Genomic DNA, 24,100 nt, shown 5'->3' with positions numbered 1-24,100 from the left:
GAGCTTTTAGCTTGGTTAGCATTGTCCACCTTATTTTTTCCTATGACTGAGGCTAGCTATCTCCGAGAGAAGCTTGAGAGTATATCTCCCACCGAGAGGGTAGAGCGAATTGTTGTCCAACGCTTTGCTGTTCCTCTCCTGCAGGCGCTTGGCTTTGACGAGTCGGAAATTAGAGAAGAATTCGAGACAGGTTGCGGCCAGGTCGATCTCGCAGCAAGAAAGAACGTAGATCCTGAAGATATTTTCTTGAGATCCCCGAAGAATCCCTACTTGCTTTTGGAGGCAAAATCTAGAGCAGTTAATCTCAGAGAAGGATCTTACTATAGAGATGCAGTTTGTCAGATAGAAAGTTACTTGCTTGCCAAGAACTGCAAATCTGCAAAATGGGGAATTATCACCAATGCAAATAACATCCAGCTTTGGAGGAAGCACGGAAAAGTCGTTCACCCCGCTACAGCAAACCTTGATATTAGCTCAGATAACATTGAGAGCATAGTGCGTAACTTGCGAGACAAGATAGAAAACTATGAGCGCGCTCTGACTGTATGCATGTATAACAATAAAGGGGGCGTAGGCAAAACAACGACGGTCATTAACCTTGCGGCAACACTAGCAACCAAGAGAAAAAAGGTCTTAGTTGTTGACTTTGATTCTCAGGGTGATCTGACAAGAAGTTTGGAAGCCACTCCTGGAAAAATTACACTGACGCAATGTTTAAAGGATCCCAAAATAGACGTCCATGCCATTGTCCAAACATATAAACTCAAGGGATTTTCCATCTTCGACATTATCCCAAGAGACCCTGAACTAGAGACGTTGACTGATAGCCGGGCAGTAGCATATATCCCAAAGGGAACTCGGCGCCTTCGCGATCTCATTGCTCCTCTTCGCAATGAGTATGATTACATCCTAATCGACTGCCCAACTCAATGGCTTTACTTCAGCCAAAGTGGTGTTTTTGCTGCCGATGTTATTTTGATACCTACCCGCCCCGACGATCTGTCTTCCCTGAATAATGCTGCTAGAGTAATCACCAGCTTTGTTCCAGAAACTGCTAGGTCACGACAGGATGGTGGCCCTATTGCTTTGCCTACCTTTTTCAACGGCGTCTCTTCGGGAAGTGAATACACTATTAGACTAGCTCACGAAGAGATACAGAAGCTTATCAACCAGGAGAAAAGTGTAGATCTACGTCCATATTTCTGGCCGCATTTTAAGAAAGGTAATGAAAACAAAAGCATTTTTAGGATACCTGACTATGCAGTGATATCCTCTGCAAAGTTTGCTCGAATTCCTGCCGTCTTTAAGGACAGGAGAGTTTTAGAATACTACCAGAGTCTTGCCCGTGAGTACTTTATCGATGAGTGAGTTTTCAGATCTAGGTAGGTTGGTTAACTTACCCCTTGAGAGCATTACGCCCGCCGATGGGTTTTCTGCTCCCTCCTTCCTTGTTGCCGCAGCCGCAGATCAGCTAAGGGCGACAGGAGGACACAACTGGGTTCCTCTGCTGGTGGCCGAGGCTGGCAACTATCAGTACAAGGCCATTGGTAACCATTTTGTCTATGCAGTTGCTCGAGAGGCGGGGCTGGAGAGGCTCTGGTGCATTGTTGTCGATCCCGACCCAGAGCAGGTTAAGCAGGCCCAAATCCTCACCAGAGAAATTGTCCCAAAGGTGAATCTGACAGAGGCCCCGAGAGAAACTATCTTGGCCGCGTTGAGATACCTGGCCGAGCAGCCCGGCACCCCCCTTAAGGGAGTTGATATAACCATTGCAGCCGCGCGAATTGCGGAGGCAGATAGGAGCTGGTGGCAGGACTTAACCCCCATAACCAAGCTGGGGTGCAAAATTACACGAGGCAAAAAGTTGGAGGCCCTGAAAGAAGTATTTTTTCTAGCTCCTACAGCGCCACCTCCTAGCCAGAAGAAGTCGTCTAAAAAATCCACAGCATCTGCCAGGGCCAAGAAAACAAGCGCAACTCGCTCTCGGAAAAAGAAAGAGGGCTAGAAGGGCGGCAGAGCAAGACCAGCTTTACTCTTCTCTTAGTACCGCTGTTCTCCTACCCAAAGGCCCACCAGCGCTGCTTGGCCCCAGGGATCCACCTTCACCTCTGCTCGCAGTGTTTCTGGATTGCGGCGGATTTCTAGTTCCAGAACATCTCCCAGCGCTTCCGAAATGAAAAACTCTTCGATCCCAAACCTAAGCTGCCACCCATCGAACCACCCTTGCAGGACAACCTCCCCAGGCCGCAGCTCCCTGGGCCGGTCGCGACTGATGGCAATGGCCTGCCAGGGTTGAGCAGGATCCCCGGCAGGAGGAGCCAAGCACAGGTAGAGGATCCCTGGCTTAGCGAGCTCAGGGGACCAGCCGGGCAGTTTCTCTAGGGTGGAAAGCTGGGCAACGGTGTAGCTCAAAGCTACGTAGCGGCCCCGCAAGGGGTCATAGGGATCCAGAGGAGCAATCTGCAAGTAGATCGGGGAGCCAGTGGCAAGGGTAAGCGCCTTCCGAGCTGGCACCAGCCCAACCAGGCCCACCTGCAGCACCAGGGCCAGCCAAAACAGGGATCCCTTAAGAAAAGGAGGCGACATTGCCAGCCGACGAGAGCAACTTCCTGCACAAAGATGCTATCCTAGTTAAGCATCTTCCCGGCTCAGTAGCTCAGCGGTAGAGCAGGGGACTCATAAGCCCTGGGTCGCGTGTTCAAATCACGCCTGAGCCATCCTTCCTAAGGCTCTGGTTACAGCTTGTGGAGGACAGTTAAGCTGGAGCTCCGGCTTTTGCTCTCAGGTTGCAAGAGGCGGCACTTCCAAGGGCGAGCAAAGCCCCTTGAGCTATTCCGATCCCGGATAAAAGCCGAGATCCATTACCTGCTCAAGCGTGTAGGGACACTCGGCGGGCAGATCCTCTTCCGAGAGCGGCGTTTCTTTCACCACCAACAGGATCCCGTCTTGGTAAGCCTCTGGCAGAGCTGCCAAAAGCTCAGGCTTTAGGCTAGGACTCTCTTTGAGCAATTGCTGGATTTGGCGACGTTGTTCGCTAATAGTTGCCCGCCAACTTTTGCCGCGAAGCTGGAGCTGGAACTGCCCCTTGAGGAGGTGTCCCGGCAGGATCCCCAAGCGATTGACCAATTCGCGGCGCTCTTGCCTGCCCAAAGCCTCGATTTCCTCTGCCAGATGGCCCGCTCGCTCCGAGAGGCAGGGTTTCGCTTTGAGCAGTTGGAACAATTCTACATGCCTAGCCAACCAAAGTGGGTCGGCTACACCTACTGGGGTATAGCCTCCCCTGAGCCGGAGGGGGGATCCCAGGCGGGTTAGCCGCTTCTAAAGCCCGACCTTGCCTTTCTCAGGGCTAGTCACAGAACTGCAGCCGGGATTGCGGCTGTCGCATGGCCGGATCCAGCTCGCAGATCAGCTCGAAGTTGATCACCCGCCAGCGCTGCGGCGAGCCACCGGCTCCTTCAGGAAGCTGGGAGCTGAAGCTAACCGGCAGGCCGTAGAGGCGGGGTGGGCCGGGGCGCCGCTGGGATCCCTGCTCCAGGTAGGGGGTGAGCAAAGAGCGGTAGCGCTCGGCCACGATCACCTGCGTGGCCCGCATCCCCTGCATGCGCAGGCGATCCAGCTCTTCGTGAATCTCGAAGCGGATCCCATCGGCATGGGTGTGCTGGCGGTACCAGCGGCCTTCCCAGAGGCGCCAACGCCGCCCTGATTGCAGGTGAACCAGCTCCTCTTGCTCGGGATCTGCCTCAAAGGCGCCGTGGCGATGGCAGAGGTAGGTATCGGTCAGGGTAAGGGCCGCAATCGTCTGCCGACAGTGGGGGCATTGAATGCTGGGGCCAAAGATGGGATAGGAGAAAGCAACGGTCATAGGAAACCCCACAGAATGCGGCTGGGTGTCTGGGCAAATCCGCGGCTGTCCACATTAATTATAGGTGTGGCCTTTTGCAGATCTGGCTCACGCGGATCCCTCTGGCCAAATCCGACAAAGTATTCTAAGATCATAGCCAGGGAAAAGCCTGCCCAAAGCCCCCCGCGACGGCAGGTAGATTCCCAAGGATCTCCGCAATGATAACGGGGAGTGGGTAGCGCCCACTTCTTTGCTTTTTTAGGGGGAAGATGCCCCCGCTGCCGGCTCCAGCTTCGCTGGGCTGGGATCTGGCCGTTACACCGAGTTGGCGATGAGTTGGCTATGGTTCACCCTCTGATCCCGCAGTTGGAGAGTCTGGCCCGTCCCTTGGCCGCTCGACTGGGGTACGAGTTGGTACAGATGGTTTTTCACACCAACCAGTATCCGCCGGTGCTGCGGGTGGATATCCGTCCGCTGGATCCGGAGCAGGAAACCAGCCACGCCGATTGCGAAGCTATGAGCCAGGCCTTGGAAGTGGAGCTGGATCGAGTGGATCTGATCCCCGGCCATTATGTGCTGGAGGTCTCCAGCCCCGGCATCAGCAACCTCCTCATCAGCGACCGCGACTTTGTGGTTTTCAAAGGGTTTGCGGTGGAGGTGACGGTGGATCCCCCCTACAAGGGCAAAGCTGTCTGGTCAGGGCATCTGCTGGGTCGGGATGAGGAGAAAGTTGCCCTATCCCTCAAGGGACGGCGCGTGCAGTTGCCCCGCGCCTCGGTGCAGCGGGTTGTCCTCTCAGAGGCGGAAACCGAGTAGAGGAATGGGGATAGAGAGGACGTTCGAGCGCGAAGTGTGTTGCCCTGTCTTCGCGTCGGAGCTGCCTGCTGTGCGGCGATGCATTTCCCGTCAGGATTGCGGAGCAACAGTGATAGCAGTTTCATCCCAGCTTAAGTTGCATTAGGAGGACAACAGCTTATGTCGATGGTGCCTCTGCCCGGTTTGGCAGAAATGGTGGAGATGATCTCGCGGGAGCGCAACTTGCCCCGCCATGCGGTCACCAACGCCTTGCGGGAGGCGCTGCTCAAGGGCTACGAACGCTACCGCAAAACCATTCAGCGAGATGTCGTCTTTGAAGAAGACCACTTCCGCAACTTCGATGTGGAGCTGGATGTGGAGGCAGGGGGCTTTCGCATTTTGGCCACCAAAACCATTGTCGAGGAGGTACGGGATCCAGATCACGAGATCTCCCTGTACGACGTGCAGCAGGACTACCCGGAAGCCGAAGTTGGCTGGGAAGTAACCAATGACGTCACTCCCCAACAGGCGGAGTTTGGCCGCATGGCGGCCATCCAAACCAAGCAGGTGCTGGCCCAGAAGTTGCGTGACCAGCAGCGCCGCCTGATTCAAGAAGAGTTCCGCGACCTGGAAAATACCGTGTTGCAGGCACGGGTGCTGCGCACGGAGCGGCAGACGGTGATCATGGCGGTATCCAGCGGTTTTGGGCAGCCGGAGGTGGAAGCCGAACTGCCCAAGAAGGAGCAGTTGGCCAGCGATCGCTACACCCCCAACGCGGTGATGAAGGTCTACCTCAAAAAGGTATACGAGGGATCCCGGCGGGGGCCGCAGCTTTTGGTTTCTCGGGCCGACGCCGGCTTGGTGGTGAACCTGTTCGCCAACGAGGTGCCGGAGATCGAAGAGGACATTGTGCGCATCGTGGCGGTGGCGCGGGAGGCCAACCCGCCTTCCCGCAACGTGGGGCCGCGCACCAAGATTGCCGTCGATACCGTGGAGCGGGACGTGGATCCGGTGGGGGCCTGTATTGGGGCAAGGGGATCCCGGATTCAGGCGGTGGTGGCAGAGCTGCGCAACGAGAAGATCGACGTCATCCGCTGGTCGCCGGATCCGGCCACCTACATCGCCAACGCCCTCAGCCCGGCCAAGGTGGTGGAGGTGCGGTTGGTGGATCCGGAGATCCAACAGGCCCATGTGCTGGTGACCAGCGACCAGCTCAGCCTGGCCATCGGCAAAGAGGGGCAAAATGTGCGCCTGGCCGCTCGCCTCACTGGCTGGAAAATTGACATCAAGGAAGTGGAGAGCTACCGGGCAGCGCTGGAGGAGGCGCAAGCGCAGGGGCTGCCGTATCCCTTCATCACGCCGGCGGCTTTGGAGCGCTTCCGGCGGCGGGAAGAGCGAGCCGCTTTGGGGCTGGACGAGGAGTACCCAGAGAAGCTTCGCCTAGAGGAGGAGCTGGAAGAGGACGATAGGCTGGAGGAAGACTGGGTCGAGGAAGACGAGGACTTCGACTACGACGCCGAGTTCGACATCGCCCAGCCCAAGGCCTAGAGCCGAGGGGCCTCGGCAGTCGGTAAACTGAGGTAAAGACCCTTTCCGCCTGCCCTTGAACTCCTCCCAGCCGATCATCCTTGGTATATCGGGCGCCTCCGGGATGCTCTACGCCGTGCGCGCCCTACACGTTCTGCTCAGCCTGGATTACCGCGTCGAGGTGGTGGCCTCCAAAGCGGCCTATCAGGTGTGGCAAGGGGAGCAAGGGGTGCCGTTGCCGGCAGATCCCCAGCGGCAGGCCCAGTTTTGGCGGCAGCAGGCCGAAAGCGAGGGCGGATCCTTGGTCTGCCACCGCTGGCAAGATGTGGGGGCAACCATTGCCAGCGGCTCCTACCGCACGCAGGGGATGTTGGTGATCCCATGCAGCATGGGCACGGTAGCCAAGTTGGCCGCTGGGCTGAGCTCTGACCTGCTGGAGCGGGCGGCTGACGTGCAGCTCAAAGAAGGCCGCCGCCTGGTCATCGTGCCGCGGGAAACCCCCTTCAGCCTCATTCACCTGCGCAACCTGACCATCCTGGCAGAGGCAGGGGCGCGCATCGTCCCGGCCATTCCGGCCTGGTACCACCAGCCGCGTACCCTCTTGGACTTGGTGGACTTTGTGGTGGTGAAGGCCCTGGATCAGTTTGGCATCGACAGCGACCTCATCCAGCGCTGGCAGGGGATGCGTCAGCGTCAGATCCTCAAGCTGCCCCCCGAGGACTAAAGGGATCCCTTGGCCCTCATCCCTAGCCGCTTTCCCAACCGGAGAGGGAGGTTCCCACCTAGCGCGATCATTCATCCATACATAAGGTTTCACCGCTAGCAGGGAGGGCACTGCTGAACCTGGGCAGGGGAACTGGCTGGACTAGCCAGCCGCGGGATTCTTGCGAAGGTGGGTGGACAAGTTAGGGCAAGTCTCCAGGCTAGCTGCCCACTCACTAATGAGGGTGTTGACCCAGTGGGGCAGCTCGTCGTGAGCGCAGTGGCCCACCCCTGGCAGCTTCACCAACGTAAGAGCCGGCTGCCAGCGCTTAAACTGATCCGCCAAAAAGCTGGGCACCGCCGGATCTTCCTGGCCCCAGAGGAGGAGAATGGGCATCTTGAGCGTGGGCAACAGGCGCTTGGGACTGTCGAAGCGGCGGCAGAGAATGGCCCTCAGGCTATCCAAAAACACGTGGGCTGCCCCCGGCTCAAAGGCCGGCCTCTGGAAGATCTGCACCAGCTCCTCGTCCACCTGCTCGTCCCGCTTGTAGACATTTTTGATCCAGGCCCGCAGCACCTCGGTTTGTCGCAGCCAGTTAAACAAATGAGGATAGGTGAGCGGGCAGCCCAAAACAGCCAGGATCCCTTCGCAAAGGGCCTGCACCAACACATCCCAAGGAGGGGACAATTCTTCGGGGTGAGGCCCATCGGCACAACTGATCAAGCACAAACCCTTCACCATCTGGGGATAGCGGGCAGCCACAATCACCCCCACCAGGCCCCCAATGGAATGGCCTACCAGGAGGCTGGGCTGCTGGATGTGGGTTCGCCAAAACTCGTACACCTGCTCGACCCACAGATCGACGCTGTAGGCGATCTCCGGCTTGGCACTCTCGCCAAATCCCAGCAGGTCGAGAGCATAGACGGAGCGCTGGGATCCCAGAGGAACAATGTTGTGGCGCCAATGGCCCACCGAGGCCCCAAAGCCATGGATCAAGATGGCCGGAGCCGCCGTCAAGTTCACCTGGCCGCTGGCGGTTTGGGCGCGACTGGGGGTGTAGGTGAAATGAATAGGCCAGCCGCGCCAGAGCCAGGTTTGGGAATGACCATAGCGAGGAAGCCCTGAGACGGGATCCCTGCTGCCGACCGAAGAGGGGGGCGTCGCAAGGGAGGGGAAACCTGCCCCGCCGACAGCAGCAGAGGGAGAAGAAGAAGGAGGGTTATGTTCAGGCAAGGGAGGATTGACACTCCCACCGCCTAAAGGCGGGGGATTCTTACGCAGTCCACAAAAGAACCCATAACGGCGTTGTCAAAGCGCCTCTAGACAGTTCCTTAAGGCAAAGCCCCAAGGTTCTGCTTACTTCTCGCTCCAGAGGATTTGTTGCTGCTCGGGTTTTTCACCGTAGTTAGCGTTTTCCCCTGGTCTGGCTAGGATTATAGCAGTTAGCAACTAAAGTCGCTAGCGGGCTTTTCCGCCCCGCACTAAAGTGCGGGGCTACCAAGCTATCCTTTTGTATGTGACAACAGCAGGCCCACCTCCATCAGGATAGACCGATCTTAGCGGTTGCTGGAGGGCGTCTAGAGTGGACTGGAGGGGCGTTTCTCTCAGATAACCCTCTTGAGCGGCTTTTTCTGGACATTCCCCACCCCTTTTTCCAAACAAAACCGCTTGCGTCAACAGGATGGAGAAAACCCTCCTGCCAGATGTGGCTCTGCCTACCGATCCCATGATGGATGAAACAGCTTGGATAGACCCCATTACAGCGGCCAGCTTCCGCCAGATTGACCAAGAGATCGGCCCCCACCCCTGGCAAGGGATCCCCTATGAGATCGTGCGCCGCGCCATCCACGCCACCGCTGACTTCGAGCTGCGGGATCGCTTTGTGTTCAGCCCCACGGCAGTTGAGGCGGGACTGGCGGCCCTGCGGCAACGGCGGCCGCTGGTGGTGGATGTGCGGATGGTGGCCGCCGGGATCCAAGCTGGCCTCGCGGCGCAGGGGATCCCGCTCCATTGCGCTTTGGACTGGGCAGAAGAGCCTCTTGAAGCCGGGCAAACGCGCACGGCCCAGGGGATGGTCAAGGTAGCCCGGCGCTACCCGGAAGCGATCTTTGTCGTCGGCAACGCGCCCACGGCGCTGCTGGCGCTGGTGGAAGAGATGCGGGCCCAGCGGATCCGGCCCAGCCTGGTGATCGGGGTGCCAGTGGGCTTTGTGGCAGTGGAAGAGGCCAAACGGGCGCTAGCGCAAACGGATGTCCCCCAGATTCGGGTGGAGGGCCGCAAAGGCGGATCCCCGGTGGCCGCTGCCATCGTCAATGCCCTACTGCTGGCCGCCCGCCGGGATCCCATCCCCAACTGACTAGAATTGGAACGACATCTTCAGACCTTTCCCATGACCCCCGAACAAGAGGAGTGGCTGATCCGCAACCTTCAGCTTCAACAAGAACAGCTTCAAGAGATCCGAGCCGAACAGCAGAGAGCTGCCGAGCGGTTTGAGGCCCAGATGACGGAGATGCGGCAGGCCTTTGCAGCCCAAATTGCCGAGATCCGAGCCGAGCAGCAGCGGGCCGCCGAGCGTTTCTCCGCCGAGATCGCCGAGATCCGAACTGAGCAGCAGCGGGCTGCCGAGCGCTTTGAGGCTCAGATGACGGAGATGCGGCAGGCCTTTGCCGCCCAAATTGCCGAGATCCGGGCCGAGCAGCAGCGGGCCGCCGAGCGTTTCTCCGCCGAGATCGCCGAGATCCGAACTGAGCAGCAGCGGGCTGCCGAGCGCTTTGAGGCTCAGATGACGGAGATGCGGCAGGCCTTTGCCGCCCAAATTGCCGAGATCCGGGCCGAGCAGCAGCGGGCCGCCGAGCGTTTCTCCGCCGAGATCGCCGAGATCCGAACTGAGCAGCAGCGGGCTGCCGAGCGCTTTGAGGTCCAGATGGCCGCAATGCGAGCCGAGCGGCAGGCCATCGAAGCCCAGCTCCAGACCGAAATCCAGGAGATCCGGACGCTGATTCAGCACAACCAGGAGCGGATTCGCCAGAACGAAGAGCGGGGAGATGAGCTGGAGAGGGCCATCCAGGAATCCCGCCGCGATATGCAGGCCGGCTTTGCCGAGCTGAGGGAGGCGCAAGCCCTGATGATGGAGCAATTCCGGGAGCGGGATGGCCGCCTGATCGAGGCTCATCTGGGCTTTATTCGGGAAATGCGGGAGATGCAGCGGGAAGTGGCGGAGTTGCGCCTGGATTTTCTCAACCACATGCGCCAGTACCACCCGCCTGTCGAACGCTAGATGGCTACGACAACATCTGGCCGATCACCTCAGCTTGCGGTTATAGGGGTAGCAGCAGATGGCTCGGTGGCCTCTTGGGCGATTCCCCCCCTCTCCCAAGCGCAAACCTTGGCCGGGCCCTCCAGCTTGCTGCAGCACTTTGCTGACCATCCGGCCCGCCAGATCCGGCTTACTGGACCAGTGGAAAGTTGGATCCCGCTTTTGCAAAAGGAGCTGGCGCAGGGATCCCTGGTTTTGTTGGCCAGCGGGGATCCGCTGTTTTTTGGGATTGGGCGCCTGTTAACGCAGTACTTCCCGGCGGAGCAACTGGCCTTTTATCCCCAAGTCAGCTCAGTGCAGTTGGCCCTCAACCGCCTGCAGATCCCCTGGCAGGAGGCCACCATCCTCAGCCTGCACGGGCGGGGGGTGGAGCGGTTGCAAGACGCCCTTAGGCAGGGATCCCCTCTTATTGTGGCCCTGACCGATCCGGAGCACACCCCGGCGGCGGTGGCCCAGTTTATCGCCGACCTGCGGCTGCCGGTGCGCTACCAGGGCTGGGTGTGCAGCCAACTGGGATCCCCCCACGAGCAGATCCTGCCCCTGCAAGAAGGGGAGAAATCTGCCTTCCCCAGCCCCAACTTGGTGGTGTTGCGGCGCGTTGAGCCGGAACCGGATCCCCGCCGCTGGCCTTTGGTGGGGATCCCGGACGACCAGTTCCACACCTTTCCCGACCAGCCCGGCCTGATCACCAAGCAGCCCATCCGACTGCTCACGCTGGGGGCGCTGCAACTGCCGCGGCAGGGAGTGGTGTGGGATATCGGGGCCGGCACCGGTTCCGTAGCCGTGGAGATCGCCCGCCTCTCTTCCCAGCTCCAGGTCTATGCCATCGAGCGCAACGCCATGGGCATTTGTCTTATCCGGCGCAACCGCCAACGCTTCGATCTGGAAAACCTGCACGTGATCCCGGGGACAGCGCCCCGGGTGCTGGCCGACCTGCCGGATCCGGAGCGGGTGTTGCTGGGGGGAGGCGGCAAAGGGATCCGCGATCTGCTGCCGGCGGTGGCGGCCCGCCTGCGGCCTGAGGGGATCTTGGTGGCTAACTTCGCCACCCTGGAAACCTGCAGCGAAGCTCTGCAATGGCTGCGCTCGCGGGGCTGGCAGGTGCGGGTGGAACACATCCAGATCTCCCGTTCCACGGCCTTGGCCGAGGGCACCCGCTTTTCCCCGCTCAACCCCGTTTACCTGCTGCAAGGGATCCCTTCAAATTTGAGGTTGCAGTAACGGCCTCGTCGCCCTGCCCCCAGCTGGGGGCAATTTACCCCTCGTCCTCCTCATCGGTGGTGAAGCTCGGTCGGTACAGGTAGGAGGGGCGGTTGGTCTTCTTAATTTGATCCTTGATGGACTCCAGGTCGATGTAGCGATCCGCCAAGTTAATTAGCTGGTCGCTGGTCATCGAGCGCAGGCTAACTACCTCCACCCGCGCCCCTTGGTAGCTGACGGCATTGACTGCATAGGCCAGATCCCCATCGCCGCTCACCAGCACCGCCGTCTCGTACCAGCGCACCAGCGACAACATGTCCACAGCGATTTCCACATCTAGATTGGCCCGCTTGGAGCCATCGGGCAGTTGGGTCAGCTCTTTGGTAACCACACGGTAGCCGTTGCGGCGCATCCAGAGCAAAAACCCCTGCTGCTTTTCGTTGTTGCGATCGACGCCGGTGTAGAAAAAGGAGCGCAGGAGGGGAGAACGGCCGGTCAGCGTCTTCAGCAGGCGGGTGTAGTCGATCTCAATGCCCATCTGTAGGGCGGCATAGAAGAGGTTGGATCCGTCGATAAAGATGGCCACGCGCCCACGGTCGTCCTGGAAGGGATCCGGGGGCTGAAAGCCGGGCTCAGGATCAAGACGCAACATTCGGGCTTTCTTCTCCAAGTTTTGGCAAAGGGATAGAAAAAGATAAAGTATTAAAAGCTATAGGAACAAGGCGTCGGCAAAAAAGGCCCTGGCTGGAGAGATACGTCATTTACCCTAGCGCAGGAAGCTCCCTCCACCCGGAAGACTTCCAAAATCCTAAAGAAAAATACTCACCGGAGGACGCTTGCAGATGCCCGCCCAAGAGGGGCCGCCCCCTTACTGTTTTTCCACCCCCTTGCGCAGGGGGGTGTTGCGCAGCCGCTACCGGCGCTTCTTTGCCGAGGTGGAGCTGGAAAATGGGCAACCGGTAACCGCTCACTGCCCCAACACCGGGCCGATGACGGGGGTTTGCCAGGTGGGAGCGCCTGTGTACCTCTCCTATCACCCCGATCCCAAGCGCAAATTGGCCTACACCTGGGAGATGATCCAGGTGGAAGGGGTGTGGGTGGGGATCAACACCGGCCTGCCCAATCGCCTGGTGGAATGGGGGCTGGCACGAGGGTGGTTTCCCCAATTGGCGGAGTTCTCCCGCTGGCAACGGGAAGTGACTTGCGGCAGGAGCAAAATCGACTTCCTGCTGATGGGAGACTCTGGCTTGGCCTACCTAGAGGTTAAAAATACCACTTGGGCCGTGGGATCCCGCGCCCTGTTTCCCGATACGGTGACGACTCGCGGCCAAAAGCACCTGGAAGATCTCATCGAGATCCGCCGGCAAGGGCAGCGGGCTCTGCTGCTGTATTGGATCAACCGCGCCGATTGCACCGAGTTTGCCCCCGGCGAAGAACGGGATCCCCGCTATGCCCATCTGTTTCGCCAGGCGCTGCAGGCTGGGGTTGAGGTGCTGCCCTACCGGATCGCGGTCTCGCCACAGGGGATCCGTCCGCTGGGTTTGGCCAAAATAGTGGCCTGAGCGTCGTCTTGGAAACCTGCTGCCATGCAAGTGGCCACCTGGAACGTCAACTCCATTCGCACCCGGCTGCCCCAGGTTTTGGCTTGGCTGGACAAGCAGGGATCCCTGGATGTGCTCTGCTTGCAGGAGACCAAGGTGGTGGATGCGGACTTTCCCCGCGCGCCCTTTGAGGAGCGAGGCTTTTACGTAGAAGTGTACGGGCAGAAAGCCTACAACGGCGTTGCCCTGATCAGCCGGGAGGTGCCGGAAAAAGTAGAGCGTGGCTTTGGGGCCCTGCTGCCGGCAGCGGCGGAGCTGGACGAGCAAAAGCGGCTGATCGGCGGCCTCTACCGCGGCATCCGCATTCTCAACCTCTACGTGCCCAATGGCGAGGCGGTGGGATCCGACAAGTACGCTTACAAATTGCACTGGTTGGCCCGCCTGAAGGATTACCTCAACATCGCCCTGGGCCAGGGGCAGCCCATCCTCCTCTGCGGCGACTTCAACATCGCCCCCGAAGACCGGGATATTTACGATCCCCGCAAAGCCGGGGAAATCATGGCCTCGGAGCCGGAGCGGCAGGCCCTGCGGGAGATCCTGGCTTTGGGGTTTGAGGATGCCTTTCGCAAATTCACCCCGGATCCCGGACATTTTAGCTGGTGGGACTACCGCGGGGGTGGGTTCCAGAAGAACCGCGGCTGGCGCATCGATCACTTCTACCTTTCCCCTCTGCTCCAGGACAAAGCTACTGCCTGCTGGATCGACGTCGAACCGCGGCGGGCACAAAAGCCCAGCGACCATGCCCCTGTGGTTGTGGAGCTGGCAATCTGAAATCCCCAGGCTGCTCGCTTGCCAATCCTTAATTTCAAGACAACAGCGGCCACCTGCGTTAGGCTGATAAGTGTTAACGAATGTATCGGGCTATCGCGATGGCGCTCTTTGGTTTTGGCAAATTGGGCAAGAAACTGACCCTGCCCACCCCGGAGGAGGCTTTGCCGGGCCGCTCCGAGCCAATGGCGATCGTCAACCGGCACTACGTCAAGGGCACGCCGCTAAAGCCCCCCTTTCCGGAGGGCATGGAGCTGGCCCTGTTCGGCATGGGCTGCTTCTGGGGAGCCGAGCGCAAGTTTTGGCAGTTGCCGGGAGTGTTCACTACTGCGGTGGGCTACGCCGGCGGGTATACTCCCAACCCAACCTATGAGGAGGTTTGCACCGGCTTGACCGGCCACAACGAGGTGGTGCGGGTGGTTTACGATCCGGCTCAAATCAGCTACCTGCAGCTTTTGAAGGTGTTTTGGGAAAACCACGATCCCACCCAAGGGATGCGGCAGGGCAATGATGTGGGCACCCAGTATCGCTCCGGCATCTACGTCTATTCCCAGGCCCAGCAGGAGCTGGCAGAAAAAACCCGCGATCTCTACCAGCAAGCCCTGAGCGCCCACGGCTACGGCCAGATCACCACTGAGATCCTGGACGCCCCAGAGTTCTACTACGCCGAAGACTACCACCAGCAATACCTGGCCAAGAATCCGCGCGGCTACTGCGGCTTGGGCGGCACCAAAGTTCCCTTGCCAGAGCTGGCTGCCGAGTCTGTTTGAGCCACACCCTGGCCGTCCCACCCTCACCCCCGGCCCCTCTCCCTGAGGGAGAGGGAAGTTAGAGCGGCGCGTTCGTGATGAGGTTGCCTAGCGATAAGGATCCCAAAGAAGGCCTAGAAGATGCGGCGGGAAGGGGATCCCCGCTCTAGCAGCTCCTTGGCCACCAGGGTCACCACTGCCAGCAAGGAGAGCACCACCGCTGCCGCATAGGCCGAGCCCGTGGCATAGCTGCGGTAGGCATCTTCCACAAACAAGGGAAGGGTCTGGGTACGGCCGATGATGTTGCCGGAGACCACGGCCACCGCCCCGAACTCCCCCATGGCGCGGGCATTGGTCAGGATGACGCCGTAGAGAAGGCCCCAGCGGATGTTGGGCAGGGTGATGCGCAAGAAGATCTGCCAGGAATTGGCCCCCAGCGTTTTGGCGGCCTCTTCCTCTTCGGTGCCGGCCTCTTCCAACACCGGCAGCACCTCCCGCACCACAAAGGGCAAAGTGATGAAAGCGGTGGCCAGCACAATGCCCGGAAAGGCAAAAATGACCCGCAGATTCCAGGATCCCAGCCAACCCTGACGGCCAAAGATCAGCACCAGCATCAGGCCGGCCACCACTGGCGAAATGGAAAAGGGCAGATCGATGAGGCTGAGCAGCAAGGCCCGCCCCGGAAAACGGCGGCGAGCCAGGGCCAAGGCGGCACAGAGGCCGAAAAGGGTATTGAGAGGCACGACAACCAAGGCAGTCAGCACCGTCAATCGGAGGGCACTGAGCAGCTCCCGCTCGGTCAGGTGCTGCAGAAAAGCTGGGATCCCTTCTCGAAACGCTTGGTAGAAGATGTTCACCACCGGGATCCCAAGCAGCAGGGCAATGTAGAGCCCGACAATGCCGATCAACAGGCCCGACAGCCAAGGGTTTGTCGATGGCTCCGGTTGGACCCCCGATATCCCGTCAGGTTTCATGGCGACTTCCCCAAGCTTGCAGAAGGTTAATCACCACCAGCGACAAGAAAGAGATCCCCAGCATCACTGTCCCGATTACCGTTGCCCCGGCATAGTCGTACTGTTCCAGCCGCTGGATCACCAGCACTGCCGCGATGAGATCCCGGAAGGGGATGCTGGAGGCGATGATAACGATGGAGCCATATTCGCCCACAGCGCGGGAAAACCCCAGGGCCACCCCGGTTAAAACAGCGGGCAAAATCTGGGGCAGCACCACCCGCCAGAAGGTCTGCCAGCGGGAGGCGCCCAAACTCCAGGCCGCTTCTTCCACCTCTTGTTCCAGCTCCTGCAGCACTGGCTGCACCGTCCGCACCACAAAGGGAAAAGAGATAAACAGCATCGCCACCCCCACCCCCAAGCGAGTGAAGGCAATGCGGATCCCCAAGGGGGCCAACAGGGATCCAATCCAGCCGTTGCTGCTGTAAACCGTCGCCAGGGTGAGGCCGGCAACAGCCGTGGGCAGGGCAAAGGGCAGATCAATCAACCCCTCGAGGAGCTTTTTGCCGGGAAAGGTGTAGCGCACCAACACCCAAGCCGTCAGGGTGCCCATTACACCATTCACTAAGGCCGCCAGCAGCGCAGTTACAAAAGTAACTTCATAGGCGGAGAGGGCCACCGGATCCGTCGCGATCCGCCAAAACTCCGCCCAGCCCACGCTGCTGGACTTGGCGATCAAGGCGGCCAGCGGCAGGGCCAACATCAGGAAGAGATAGCCCAAGCTCAGCCGCCACGGCCAAGACAGTTGAAACCCAGCTTGCTGCAACTTTCCTCAAGCTCCCAGCGACATCGGACTTCGTCCCGCCGTCGCCAGCGGGGTCATGGCAGTTTTCTTGTCGTTTTTTTTGAGGGGAAAGGCCTTGACCACCTTGGGACGGACATAGACCTGCTGCCCCACCTGCAGCGGCTGGCTGGCGTATTGATCCCGGCTCAGGTGGGCCCAGAGGGATCCGCCATCGCTCAAGACCAGCTCCGCCTGGATCTCCCGCCCCAGGTGGATGATCGCTTTTACCCACGCGGGGACGCCGCTGCTATTGGGGTTGACCTCGATCTGCACATCGTGGGGGCGCAAGAAAAGCTGGTGCGGGCCGGCCTGCGCCTCGGGAAGCTGGCAAGATAACAGGGAGCGGGGAGAGAGCTCGTTAACCGGGCCGATAAAGCTCATGACAAAGGGGGTGGCCGGGTGATCGTAGATCTCGGCAGGGGATCCCACCTGCTCGATCCGCCCCTGGTTCATGACCACGATCTGGTCGGCCACCTCCATGGCCTCCTCTTGGTCGTGGGTAACCAAGACGGTGGTGACGTGCACCTTGTCGTGCAGGCGCCGCAGCCACTGGCGCAGCTCCTTGCGCACCCTGGCATCCAGCGCCCCAAAAGGCTCGTCCAAAAGCAATACCTGCGGCTCCACCGCCAAGGCGCGGGCCAGGGCCACCCGCTGCCGCTGCCCCCCCGAAAGCTGCGAGGGATAGCGATCCCCAAACCCCGACAGTTGCACCAGCTCCAACAGCTCGTCCACCCGCGCCCGGATCTCGGCCCGCGAAGCTTTGCGGATCTCCAGGCCAAAGGCAATGTTCTGCCGCACCGTCATGTGCTTGAACAGGGCGTAGTGCTGGAAGACAAAGCCAACATTGCGCTCCTGGACGCTGGCGTGGGTGGCATCCCGACCGGTGAGGAAAATCCGCCCCGTGTCCGGCTTTTCTAGACCAGCAATGAGGCGCAAGAGGGTGGATTTGCCCGAACCCGACGGCCCCAACAGGGCGACCAGGGATCCCGTGGGAATGGTGAGATCCGTAGGGTGGAGGGCCTGAAACTGCCCAAAACGCTTCGATACCCCTGCGATGGTGATGCCCATAGGTTCTGCCTAGCTAAGGGTTGGCCGGACGGCGTTTCTGACGAAGGAGGGAGCCTCTAATCTACGGTAAACCTGTCAACAAACCGTTGATACAGCCCCCAGGATACCCCGAACGGGGAGAGGAAGACAAGGGATCGGTCTACAACTGGGCTTGGATGCGGTCAAACAAAGCCCCGTCGGCAAAGAAGCGGTTCTGGACAGCTTCCCAGCCGCCCAGGTCGGCGACAGTCACCAGATTTTTGATGGGAGGGTAGCGCCAGGCAAACTCTTGGGCCACCGTGGGCTCCACCGGCCGAAAACCCACCTCGGCAAAGGCCCGCTGCGCCTCGGGAGTAAAGAGGTAGTCCACAAAGGCTTCGGCCACGGCGCGGGTGCCCTTGCGGTCTACGTTGGCATCCACCACCGCTACCGGGTTGTCGATGGAAATGTTGGGATCCGGCACCACGTAGGGCAAGGGCTGGCCGCGCAAGCCCGCCAGGATCACCTCATGTTCGTAGGTGAGCAGGGCATCCCCCTGCCCTTTTTGGAAAAAGACATCCGTAGCCTCCCGCGAGTCCCGCGGCAGGACGCGGACGTTTTTGTAGACCTGAGTAGTGAAGGCTAGAGCCTGCGGCTCAGGGACAGCGCTCCAGAGGGCCAAAAAGTTCCAGCGGGCACCCCCGGAGGTTTTGGGGTTGGCAGTAACCACCTGCAAGCCGGGCCGAGCCAGATCCGTCCAGGAGCGGATATCGTGGGGGTTGCCCTCCCGCGTTACCATCACCACCACCGAACGGGTGACGATCCCCTGGTTGGGTGTGCGACTTTCCCAACCCGGCCGAATCAGGCCGGCAGCCACAATGCGCTCCACATCCAGGCCTAGGGCCAGGGCCACCACATCGGCATCCAGCCCCTCGATGACCGCCCGCGCCTGCGTTGCCGAGCCGGCGTAGCTGCTTTCCACCCGCACCCGTTGTCCGGTCTGGGCCAGCCAATGGGCCTCAAAGGCAGGGATGATCTGGCGGTAGGCATCGCGGGTCACCGCAAAAGAAGCCAGAAGAATCCTCACTTCCCCGTGGGATCCCACCCCACAGCCACCTAGCCCCAGCAGAAGGAATCCCACCGCCAGCCACCGCCCCGCTCTCCCCCACCAGGCCACCGCGACGGGTGAAGGGATCCCCAATGGCTTCCCCGCTGCCCCTTCCATCTTCACCGCCATCCCCAAAAACTTCTCCACTTCTCCGTCCCTCACCCCCAACCCCTCTCCCAAAAGGCGAGGGGAGGTTGGAGGCTAAGGAACTATTCTACGGTAATCCAGTCGGCAAACCGTTTTTAGACCAGGGATCCCTAGGCGGGGCAGGGGGTGGGGGGCGCCGCGTCGGCAGCGAGATCCAGCGTGGCATTGAGGAGGCCGGGATCCTCCGGGGAGGGGAGCAACTGGAACCCTAGCCGCTTGCACAGGCGGCGCATGCCCTCGTTTTCGCTGAGCACCTCGCCGGCCAGACGCCGGATTCCTTCGCAGCGGGCCACCTGAATCAGGCGGGTCAGCAGCTCCGTGCCGATCCCCTGCCGTTGATAGGGATCCGCCACCAGCAGGGCAAACTCCGCCTCTTCGGGGAGGCCGTGTCTTTTGGAGAGGCGGCTGATGCCGAGGATTGTGGCTTCTGGCTCCTGTTTTTCCGCCACCAGGGCGATCTCGCGGTCGTAGTCGTTGAAGCAGATGCGGATTAAGCGCTCGTGGGCGATGCGGGCGCTGTATTTGATGGGGTGGAAGTAGCGCAGGTAGATGCTGTAGTCGGAGACGTGGCGGTGAAAATCGATCACCAAAGGCTCGTCTTCAGGGCGAATGGGGCGAATGGTGATGCCGTCCCGGAAGCTCCAGATGTACTGGGTGGGATAGGGGCGGATGGCCAACGGCACCGGTGGTTCTTGCTCTGAGCGCAGAATGACGCGGGCATCCAAAGCCACCAGCCCCTCGCCCGAGGCCAGCAGGGGGTTGATGTCGATCTCCTTGATCTCCCGCTGTTCGGCCACCAGTTGGCTGAAGCGCACCAAAAGCTGTTCCAGCGCTTCCAGCTTGACGGCTCGGCGCCCCCGCACCCCCTTGAGGGCCTTGTAGATGAGGGTATTCTCCATCAGGCGCCGCGCCAAGGTGGTGTTGAGGGGGGGAAGGCCGATGGCGCGATCCTGGAACACTTCCACCAATTGGCCGCCGCTGCCAAACAGCAACACCGGCCCAAACTGGGGATCCTCGCTGCTGCCCAGGATCAGCTCGTAGCCGTCGGTGCGGATCATCGGCTGCACCGTCACCCCTTGGAAGTGCTGGGATCCGGCTTTTTCGGCAACATTGGTCTGGATCTGCCGGTAGGCCCGCCGCACCGACTCGGCATCGGGCAGGTTGAGCTGCACGCCGCCCACATCGGTCTTGTGGGTGAGGGTGTGGGAGTAGAGCTTGAGCACCACCGGGTAGCCGATTTGTTCGGCGGCCTCTACAGCCGCTTCCGGGCTCTCGGCCACCCGCGTGGGCACCACCGGGATCCCGTAGGCGGCCAGGAGCTCCTTGGACTCGACCTCGGTCAGGAGCGTGCGGCCTTGCCGCCGGGCTTGGCTGAGGATTGGCTGCACCCTCTCGCGCTCGACCGCTGTTGCAGGGGGCAGCGCGGGGGTTTCGTAGAGGGCCTTGAGGTTGTCGCTGAAGCGCCACAGATAGCTGAACACCCGCGCCGCCTGATCCGGATAGCGGTAGGTGGGGATCCCGGCCTGGTTGAGGATCTGCTCGCCGGCATCCACCAGGGCTCCCCCCATCCAACTGGCCAGGATGGGTTGGCGAGATCCGCTGCGCCGCCAGGTCTCCACCACCTTGGCGGCCGTGGCGGTGGGATCTGTCATCGCCTGGGGGGTGAGGATCACCAGACAGCCCTGGCTGCCGGGATCCCGCAGCACGATCTCCAGCGCCTGGGCAAAGCGCTCCGGCCCGGCATCGCCCAAAACGTCGATGGGGTTGCCGTGGCTCCAGTGGGGCGGCAGGATCTGGCTGAGCTGCTCCAGCGTCTCCGGGGCAAGAGAGGCCAGGGATCCGCCGGCGCGAATGAGGGCGTCGGTGGCCAGCACCCCTGGCCCGCCGGCATTGGTGAGGATGCTGAGGTGGGGCCCTTGCGGACGGGGCTGTTTGGCCAGCACCTCCGCCATGTCGAAGAGATCTTCAATGTGATCCACCCGCAGCACGCCGCAGCGGCGGAAGGCCGCATCCAAAACCGCGTCGCTGCCGGTGAGGGATCCCGTGTGGGAGGCCGCCGCCTGGGCCGCCGCCTGGGTGCGCCCCGCCTTGATGACGATGATGGGCTTGCTCAGCGCCACCTCGCGGGCCGCCGACAAAAACGACCGCGCATCCCCGACGGATTCCATGTAGAGGACGATGCTGTGGGTATGGGGATCCTGGCCCAGGTAGTCGATGAGATCCCCCCAGCCCACATCCAGCATCGATCCCAGGGAGATAAAGGCGCTAAAGCCGACATTTTCCTGCAGGCTCCAGTCTAGGATCGAGGTGCAGAGGGCCCCGCTTTGGCTGATAAAGCCCACGTTGCCGGGCCGGGCCATCTGGGCCGCAAAGGTGGCATTTAGGCCCGTGTGGGGGTTTTGGATCCCCAGGCAGTTGGGGCCAATCAGGCGCAGCTTGCCGCGGGCAGCCTCTTGGATGGCCTTTTCCAGCTCCAGCCCCTCGGGGCCGATTTCCTTAAAGCCCGCCGAGAGGACAATAGCTCCCTTGACGCCGGCCTCGACGCATTCTTGAATAACCGCCGGCACCCCGGCTGCCGGGATGGCGATGATGGCCAGATCCACCGGCTCCGGCAAAGCAGACAGCCGCTCATAGGCCCGGATGCCCAACACCTGGTGCCGCTTGGGGTTGACCGGGTAGACCGTGCCCCCAAACGGGTGGCTGATCAGGTTCCACAAGACCGTGCGCCCAACACTGCCCTCCCGCTCTGTTGCCCCCACCACCGCCACCGAGCGGGGCAGAAAAATGGGATCTAAGGGGTGGGATCTGGCCTTCCAGATGTCGAGGCTGGGGTCAGGGCGGCGCCGCATGGGCTTACTCCTCAATGTCTGGTGACTAGGCCAACACCGGCTCCGGCTGGTGGTAGAGGGCAGCCTCCACCCGGCAGCCCCGGTAGGCCAAGACGTACAGCTCCTTCATGTCCTGAATCAGCGGGTAGCGGGGGTTGGCGCCGGTGCATTGATCATCGAAAGCCTGCTCCGCCATCGCCTCCAGACGGTCGTAGAACGCCTGCTCGCTCTCGCTGAGGGCCTCGCGGATGGTAGCCGGGATCCCTAGCTTCCGCTTTAGCTCCTCGATGGCCTCAATGAGGCGCATGACCTTTTCATCATCATTGGCTCCGCCCAACTGCAGGTAATCGGCAATCTCGGCATAGCGGTGCTTGGCGTTGGGGTAGCGGTATTGGGGGAAGATGGCCTGCTTAAAGGGGGCGTCGGTGGCGTTGTAGCGGATGACGTGGGTAATCATCAGGGCATTGGCCAGGCCGTGGGGCAGGTGGAAGGTGGATCCCAGCTTGTGGGCCAAGGAGTGGCACACCCCCAAAAAGGCGTTGGCAAAGGCCATGCCGGCAATGGTGGCGGCGTAGTGGACTTTTTCTCTGGCTTCTGGATCTTCGGCCCCCTTCTCGTAGGCCCGCGGCAGGTAGGTCATCAGCAGCTTAATCGCCTGCAGCGCCAGCCCATCGGTAAACTCGCTGGCCATCACCGAGACATAGGCTTCCAAAGCATGGGTGAGGGCATCGAGGCCGCCGTAGGCGGTTAGCTTCTTGGGCATCTTCAAAGTGAGATCCGGATCCACAATGGCCATGCTGGGGGTGAGGGCGTAGTCGGCCAGTGGGTACTTGATCCCCACCCGGTCGTCGGTGACTACGGCAAAGGGCGTCACCTCGGATCCCGTCCCGGAAGTGGTGGGGATGCAGACCAGTTGGGCTTTTTGCCCCAGCGGCGGCAGCTCGTAGACCCGCTTGCGGATGTCCATAAAGCGCGTGGCCAGGCCTTCAAACTCCACCTGCGGCTGCTCGTACATCAGCCACATCACCTTGGCCGCGTCCATCGGGGATCCGCCCCCCACGGCGATGATCACATCCGGCTGGAATTGGCGCAACTGCTCCAGGCCGCGGTTGACGTTGCTGAGGGTGGGATCCGGCTCCACGTCGTGGTAGACATCCCACTTGATCTGCAGTTCGTCCAAAACCCGGGTAACCGCCTGCAGCACGCCCAGCTCGAAGAGGGGCCTATCGGTAACCAAAAAAGCCCGTTTTTTGCCGGCCAACTCCCGCAGCGCCACCGGTAGACATCCCGGCTTGAAGTAGATCTTGGGCGGCACCCGAAACCAGAGCATATTTTCCCGCCGGTAGGCCACCGTTTTAATGTTGAGCAGGTGGCGCGGCCCCACATTGTCCGAGACCGAATTGCCCCCCCAAGTGCCACAGCCTAGGGTGAGCGAGGGATCCAGCCTGAAGTTATAGAGATCCCCAATTGCTCCCTGGGAAGAGGGGGTGTTGATCAGCACCCGCGCTGTTTGTAGGGCATTTTCAAAGTAGGCAATATCGTCCCGATTGGCGGGATCGGTATACAAAACAGAGGTGTGGCCCCGCCCCCCGAAATTGACCACTTGGACGGCCATATCGACAGCGCTGGGGAAATCCTTGGCGCGGTAGAGGGCCAAAACAGGAGCCAATTTTTCGTAGGAAAACGGCTCTTCGGGCCCCACCTTCTCCACTTCCCCAATCAGCAGCTTGCTGCCTTCGGGTACCTGGATCCCGGCCAGAGCAGCGATGGTCTGCACCGATTGGCCAACAATAGCTGGATTGAGACGGCCATCCTTGAGGAGAATGCGGCGCACCGCTTGCGTCTGTTCCGGATCCAAAAAGTAGGCCCCTCGATGGCAAAACTCCGCCTTCACCTGCTCATAAACGGCCTCCACCACGATCACCGCCTGTTCCGAGGCGCAGATCATGCCGTTGTCAAAAGTTTTGCTGAGCAAGATCGAGCTGACAGCTGTGGGAATGTCGGCGCTGGCGTCGATCACCGCCGGCGTGTTGCCCGCCCCCACACCCAGCGAGGGGTGGCCGGAGGAATAGGCCGCCTTGACCATGCCAGGGCCCCCGGTGGCCAGGATCAACTTCACCTCCGGATGTTGCATCAAAGCCTGAGACAGCTCGATGGTGGGCTCGTCGATCCAGCCGATCAACCCCACAGGCGCACCGGCTGCCTCAGCCGCCTCCTTGACCACCTTGGCCGCGGCAATGGTGCATCGTTTGGCGCGGGGGTGAGGGGAAAAGATGATGGCGTTGCGGGTTTTCAGGGTGATGAGAGCTTTGAAAATGGTTGTCGAAGTGGGGTTGGTGACTGGCACAATGCCCGCCAAAAGCCCCACCGGCTCGGCAATGCGCTCGTAGCCAAAACTCTCGTCCCGCTCGATGACGCCACAGGTTTTCTCGTGTTTGTATTTGTTGTAAATGTATTCAGAGGCAAAGTGATTTTTGATCACCTTGTCTTCCACAATCCCCATGCCGGTCTCTTCCACGGCCAGCTTGGCCAGCGGGATCCGTTCGTTGTTGGCGGCCAGGGCAGCTTTGTGAAAGATCCGATCCACCTGTTCCTGGGTGAAGGTGGCATACTCAGCCTGGGCAGCTTTTACCTGTTGGATCAGAGCTTCCAGTTCCTCGAGGTTGGTGACAGGCATAGGTGGATCCTCCAAAATTA

Annotated in this window: 23 protein-coding genes and 1 tRNA gene; 13 read left to right on the top strand and 11 right to left on the bottom strand. The window is 60.6% G+C overall.

The window, feature by feature from the left end; all coding sequences use genetic code 11:
- Window positions 1–42: 42 nt before the first annotated feature.
- Entirely contained in the window at window positions 43–1,368 is a 1,326-nt protein-coding gene (locus tag SYN65AY6A5_RS08975) for an AAA family ATPase (protein ID WP_099812472.1), read from the top strand.
- On the top strand, window positions 1,361–2,005 hold the full coding sequence (locus SYN65AY6A5_RS08970) for a Rho termination factor (RefSeq protein WP_099884267.1): 645 nt from the start codon (window positions 1,361–1,363) through the stop codon (window positions 2,003–2,005). Before SYN65AY6A5_RS08975 ends, SYN65AY6A5_RS08970 begins: the two co-directional genes overlap by 8 nt.
- A 35-nt stretch (window positions 2,006–2,040) precedes the next feature.
- Here SYN65AY6A5_RS08970 and SYN65AY6A5_RS08965 read toward each other — a convergent pair whose 3' ends face one another.
- Window positions 2,041–2,586, bottom strand: a complete 546-nt coding sequence (locus tag SYN65AY6A5_RS08965; RefSeq protein ID WP_099884265.1) for a GDYXXLXY domain-containing protein — start codon at window positions 2,584–2,586, stop codon at window positions 2,041–2,043.
- Window positions 2,587–2,645: 59 nt separating this feature from the next.
- Here SYN65AY6A5_RS08965 and SYN65AY6A5_RS08960 point away from each other — a divergent pair.
- Window positions 2,646–2,717 (top strand) — tRNA-Met (locus SYN65AY6A5_RS08960).
- A 112-nt stretch (window positions 2,718–2,829) separates the two neighbouring features.
- On the opposite strand, the gene SYN65AY6A5_RS08955 is transcribed toward SYN65AY6A5_RS08960, so the two are convergent.
- Window positions 2,830–3,222, bottom strand: coding sequence for a DUF29 domain-containing protein (locus tag SYN65AY6A5_RS08955; RefSeq protein ID WP_049749706.1), 393 nt, complete (start codon window positions 3,220–3,222; stop codon window positions 2,830–2,832).
- Here SYN65AY6A5_RS08955 and SYN65AY6A5_RS14045 point away from each other — a divergent pair.
- Window positions 3,172–3,312: a hypothetical protein gene (locus tag SYN65AY6A5_RS14045; protein ID WP_011429360.1), complete on the top strand. Its 141-nt coding sequence runs from the start codon at window positions 3,172–3,174 to the stop codon at window positions 3,310–3,312. The genes SYN65AY6A5_RS08955 and SYN65AY6A5_RS14045 overlap by 51 nt on opposite strands.
- Before the next feature lie 34 nt (window positions 3,313–3,346).
- Here the strand turns inward: SYN65AY6A5_RS14045 and SYN65AY6A5_RS08950 are convergent, their stop codons facing one another.
- Window positions 3,347–3,862, bottom strand: a complete 516-nt coding sequence (locus SYN65AY6A5_RS08950) for a TIGR02652 family protein (protein ID WP_011429361.1) — start codon at window positions 3,860–3,862, stop codon at window positions 3,347–3,349.
- Between the two features lie 321 nt (window positions 3,863–4,183).
- Here SYN65AY6A5_RS08950 and rimP point away from each other — a divergent pair, with 321 nt between their 5' ends.
- From rimP to SYN65AY6A5_RS08935, 3 genes are all read left to right on the top strand, one after another.
- Window positions 4,184–4,657 carry a ribosome maturation factor RimP gene (rimP, locus tag SYN65AY6A5_RS08945; protein ID WP_099812470.1) on the top strand — a complete coding sequence of 158 codons (474 nt, stop codon included), beginning with the start codon at window positions 4,184–4,186 and terminating at the stop codon, window positions 4,655–4,657.
- Between the two features lie 159 nt (window positions 4,658–4,816).
- A complete protein-coding gene (gene nusA / locus SYN65AY6A5_RS08940) occupies window positions 4,817–6,184 on the top strand; it encodes a transcription termination factor NusA (RefSeq protein WP_011429364.1) in 1,368 nt (455 codons plus the stop codon).
- Between the two features lie 55 nt (window positions 6,185–6,239).
- Window positions 6,240–6,887, top strand: coding sequence for a flavin prenyltransferase UbiX (locus SYN65AY6A5_RS08935; protein ID WP_011429365.1), 648 nt, complete (start codon window positions 6,240–6,242; stop codon window positions 6,885–6,887).
- Window positions 6,888–7,028: 141 nt separating this feature from the next.
- Here the strand turns inward: SYN65AY6A5_RS08935 and SYN65AY6A5_RS08930 are convergent, their stop codons facing one another.
- Window positions 7,029–8,099, bottom strand: a complete 1,071-nt coding sequence (locus SYN65AY6A5_RS08930; protein ID WP_099884263.1) for an alpha/beta fold hydrolase — start codon at window positions 8,097–8,099, stop codon at window positions 7,029–7,031.
- Window positions 8,100–8,595: 496 nt separating this feature from the next.
- Between SYN65AY6A5_RS08930 and SYN65AY6A5_RS08925 the strand changes: the two genes are divergently transcribed.
- From SYN65AY6A5_RS08925 to cbiE, 3 genes are read left to right on the top strand one after another with little or no spacing between them, the layout of a single operon-like run.
- Window positions 8,596–9,222, top strand: coding sequence for a cobalt-precorrin-8X methylmutase (locus tag SYN65AY6A5_RS08925; protein ID WP_049749809.1), 627 nt, complete (start codon window positions 8,596–8,598; stop codon window positions 9,220–9,222).
- A gap of 33 nt (window positions 9,223–9,255) precedes the next feature.
- Window positions 9,256–10,143 carry a hypothetical protein gene (locus tag SYN65AY6A5_RS08920; RefSeq protein WP_228375411.1) on the top strand — a complete coding sequence of 296 codons (888 nt, stop codon included), beginning with the start codon at window positions 9,256–9,258 and terminating at the stop codon, window positions 10,141–10,143.
- Window positions 10,144–11,403 carry a precorrin-6y C5,15-methyltransferase (decarboxylating) subunit CbiE gene (gene cbiE, locus SYN65AY6A5_RS08915; protein WP_099884261.1) on the top strand — a complete coding sequence of 420 codons (1,260 nt, stop codon included), beginning with the start codon at window positions 10,144–10,146 and terminating at the stop codon, window positions 11,401–11,403.
- 34 nt (window positions 11,404–11,437) lie between these two features.
- On the opposite strand, the gene SYN65AY6A5_RS08910 is transcribed toward cbiE, so the two are convergent.
- Window positions 11,438–12,034: an NYN domain-containing protein gene (locus SYN65AY6A5_RS08910; RefSeq protein ID WP_011429371.1), complete on the bottom strand. Its 597-nt coding sequence runs from the start codon at window positions 12,032–12,034 to the stop codon at window positions 11,438–11,440.
- A 190-nt stretch (window positions 12,035–12,224) separates the two neighbouring features.
- Here SYN65AY6A5_RS08910 and sfsA point away from each other — a divergent pair, with 190 nt between their 5' ends.
- The 3 genes from sfsA (at window position 12,225) to msrA (ending at window position 14,521) form a co-directional block, all read left to right on the top strand.
- A complete protein-coding gene (gene sfsA / locus SYN65AY6A5_RS08905) occupies window positions 12,225–12,944 on the top strand; it encodes a DNA/RNA nuclease SfsA (protein WP_011429372.1) in 720 nt (239 codons plus the stop codon).
- Window positions 12,945–12,968: 24 nt separating this feature from the next.
- Entirely contained in the window at window positions 12,969–13,754 is a 786-nt protein-coding gene (gene xth / locus SYN65AY6A5_RS08900) for an exodeoxyribonuclease III (RefSeq protein WP_099812467.1), read from the top strand.
- Window positions 13,755–13,852: 98 nt separating this feature from the next.
- Complete coding sequence (gene msrA / locus SYN65AY6A5_RS08895) at window positions 13,853–14,521, top strand: peptide-methionine (S)-S-oxide reductase MsrA (protein ID WP_099812466.1); 669 nt, start codon at window positions 13,853–13,855, stop codon at window positions 14,519–14,521.
- Between the two features lie 113 nt (window positions 14,522–14,634).
- Here the strand turns inward: msrA and cysW are convergent, their stop codons facing one another.
- From cysW to adhE, 6 genes are all read right to left on the bottom strand, one after another.
- Window positions 14,635–15,474 (bottom strand): sulfate ABC transporter permease subunit CysW, encoded by an 840-nt coding sequence (cysW, locus tag SYN65AY6A5_RS08890; protein WP_099812465.1) that lies wholly within the window; start codon window positions 15,472–15,474, stop codon window positions 14,635–14,637.
- Window positions 15,464–16,276, bottom strand: coding sequence for a sulfate ABC transporter permease subunit CysT (cysT, locus tag SYN65AY6A5_RS08885; RefSeq protein ID WP_099812464.1), 813 nt, complete (start codon window positions 16,274–16,276; stop codon window positions 15,464–15,466). Before cysT ends, cysW begins: the two co-directional genes overlap by 11 nt.
- A gap of 6 nt (window positions 16,277–16,282) precedes the next feature.
- Complete coding sequence (locus SYN65AY6A5_RS08880) at window positions 16,283–17,362, bottom strand: TOBE-like domain-containing protein (protein WP_099812463.1); 1,080 nt, start codon at window positions 17,360–17,362, stop codon at window positions 16,283–16,285.
- A 139-nt stretch (window positions 17,363–17,501) separates the two neighbouring features.
- Window positions 17,502–18,590: a sulfate ABC transporter substrate-binding protein gene (locus tag SYN65AY6A5_RS08875; protein WP_240527742.1), complete on the bottom strand. Its 1,089-nt coding sequence runs from the start codon at window positions 18,588–18,590 to the stop codon at window positions 17,502–17,504.
- Window positions 18,591–18,685: 95 nt separating this feature from the next.
- Window positions 18,686–21,424, bottom strand: a complete 2,739-nt coding sequence (locus tag SYN65AY6A5_RS08870) for a bifunctional acetate--CoA ligase family protein/GNAT family N-acetyltransferase (protein ID WP_099884259.1) — start codon at window positions 21,422–21,424, stop codon at window positions 18,686–18,688.
- A 25-nt stretch (window positions 21,425–21,449) separates the two neighbouring features.
- Window positions 21,450–24,080, bottom strand: coding sequence for a bifunctional acetaldehyde-CoA/alcohol dehydrogenase (adhE, locus tag SYN65AY6A5_RS08865; protein WP_099884257.1), 2,631 nt, complete (start codon window positions 24,078–24,080; stop codon window positions 21,450–21,452).
- Between the last annotated feature and the right edge of the window lie 20 nt (window positions 24,081–24,100).

The sequence above is a fragment of the Synechococcus sp. 65AY6A5 genome (genome assembly GCF_002760415.1).
Lineage (GTDB): Bacteria > Cyanobacteriota > Cyanobacteriia > Thermostichales > Thermostichaceae > Thermostichus.
This window is presented reverse-complemented; position numbering and strand designations above follow the sequence as displayed.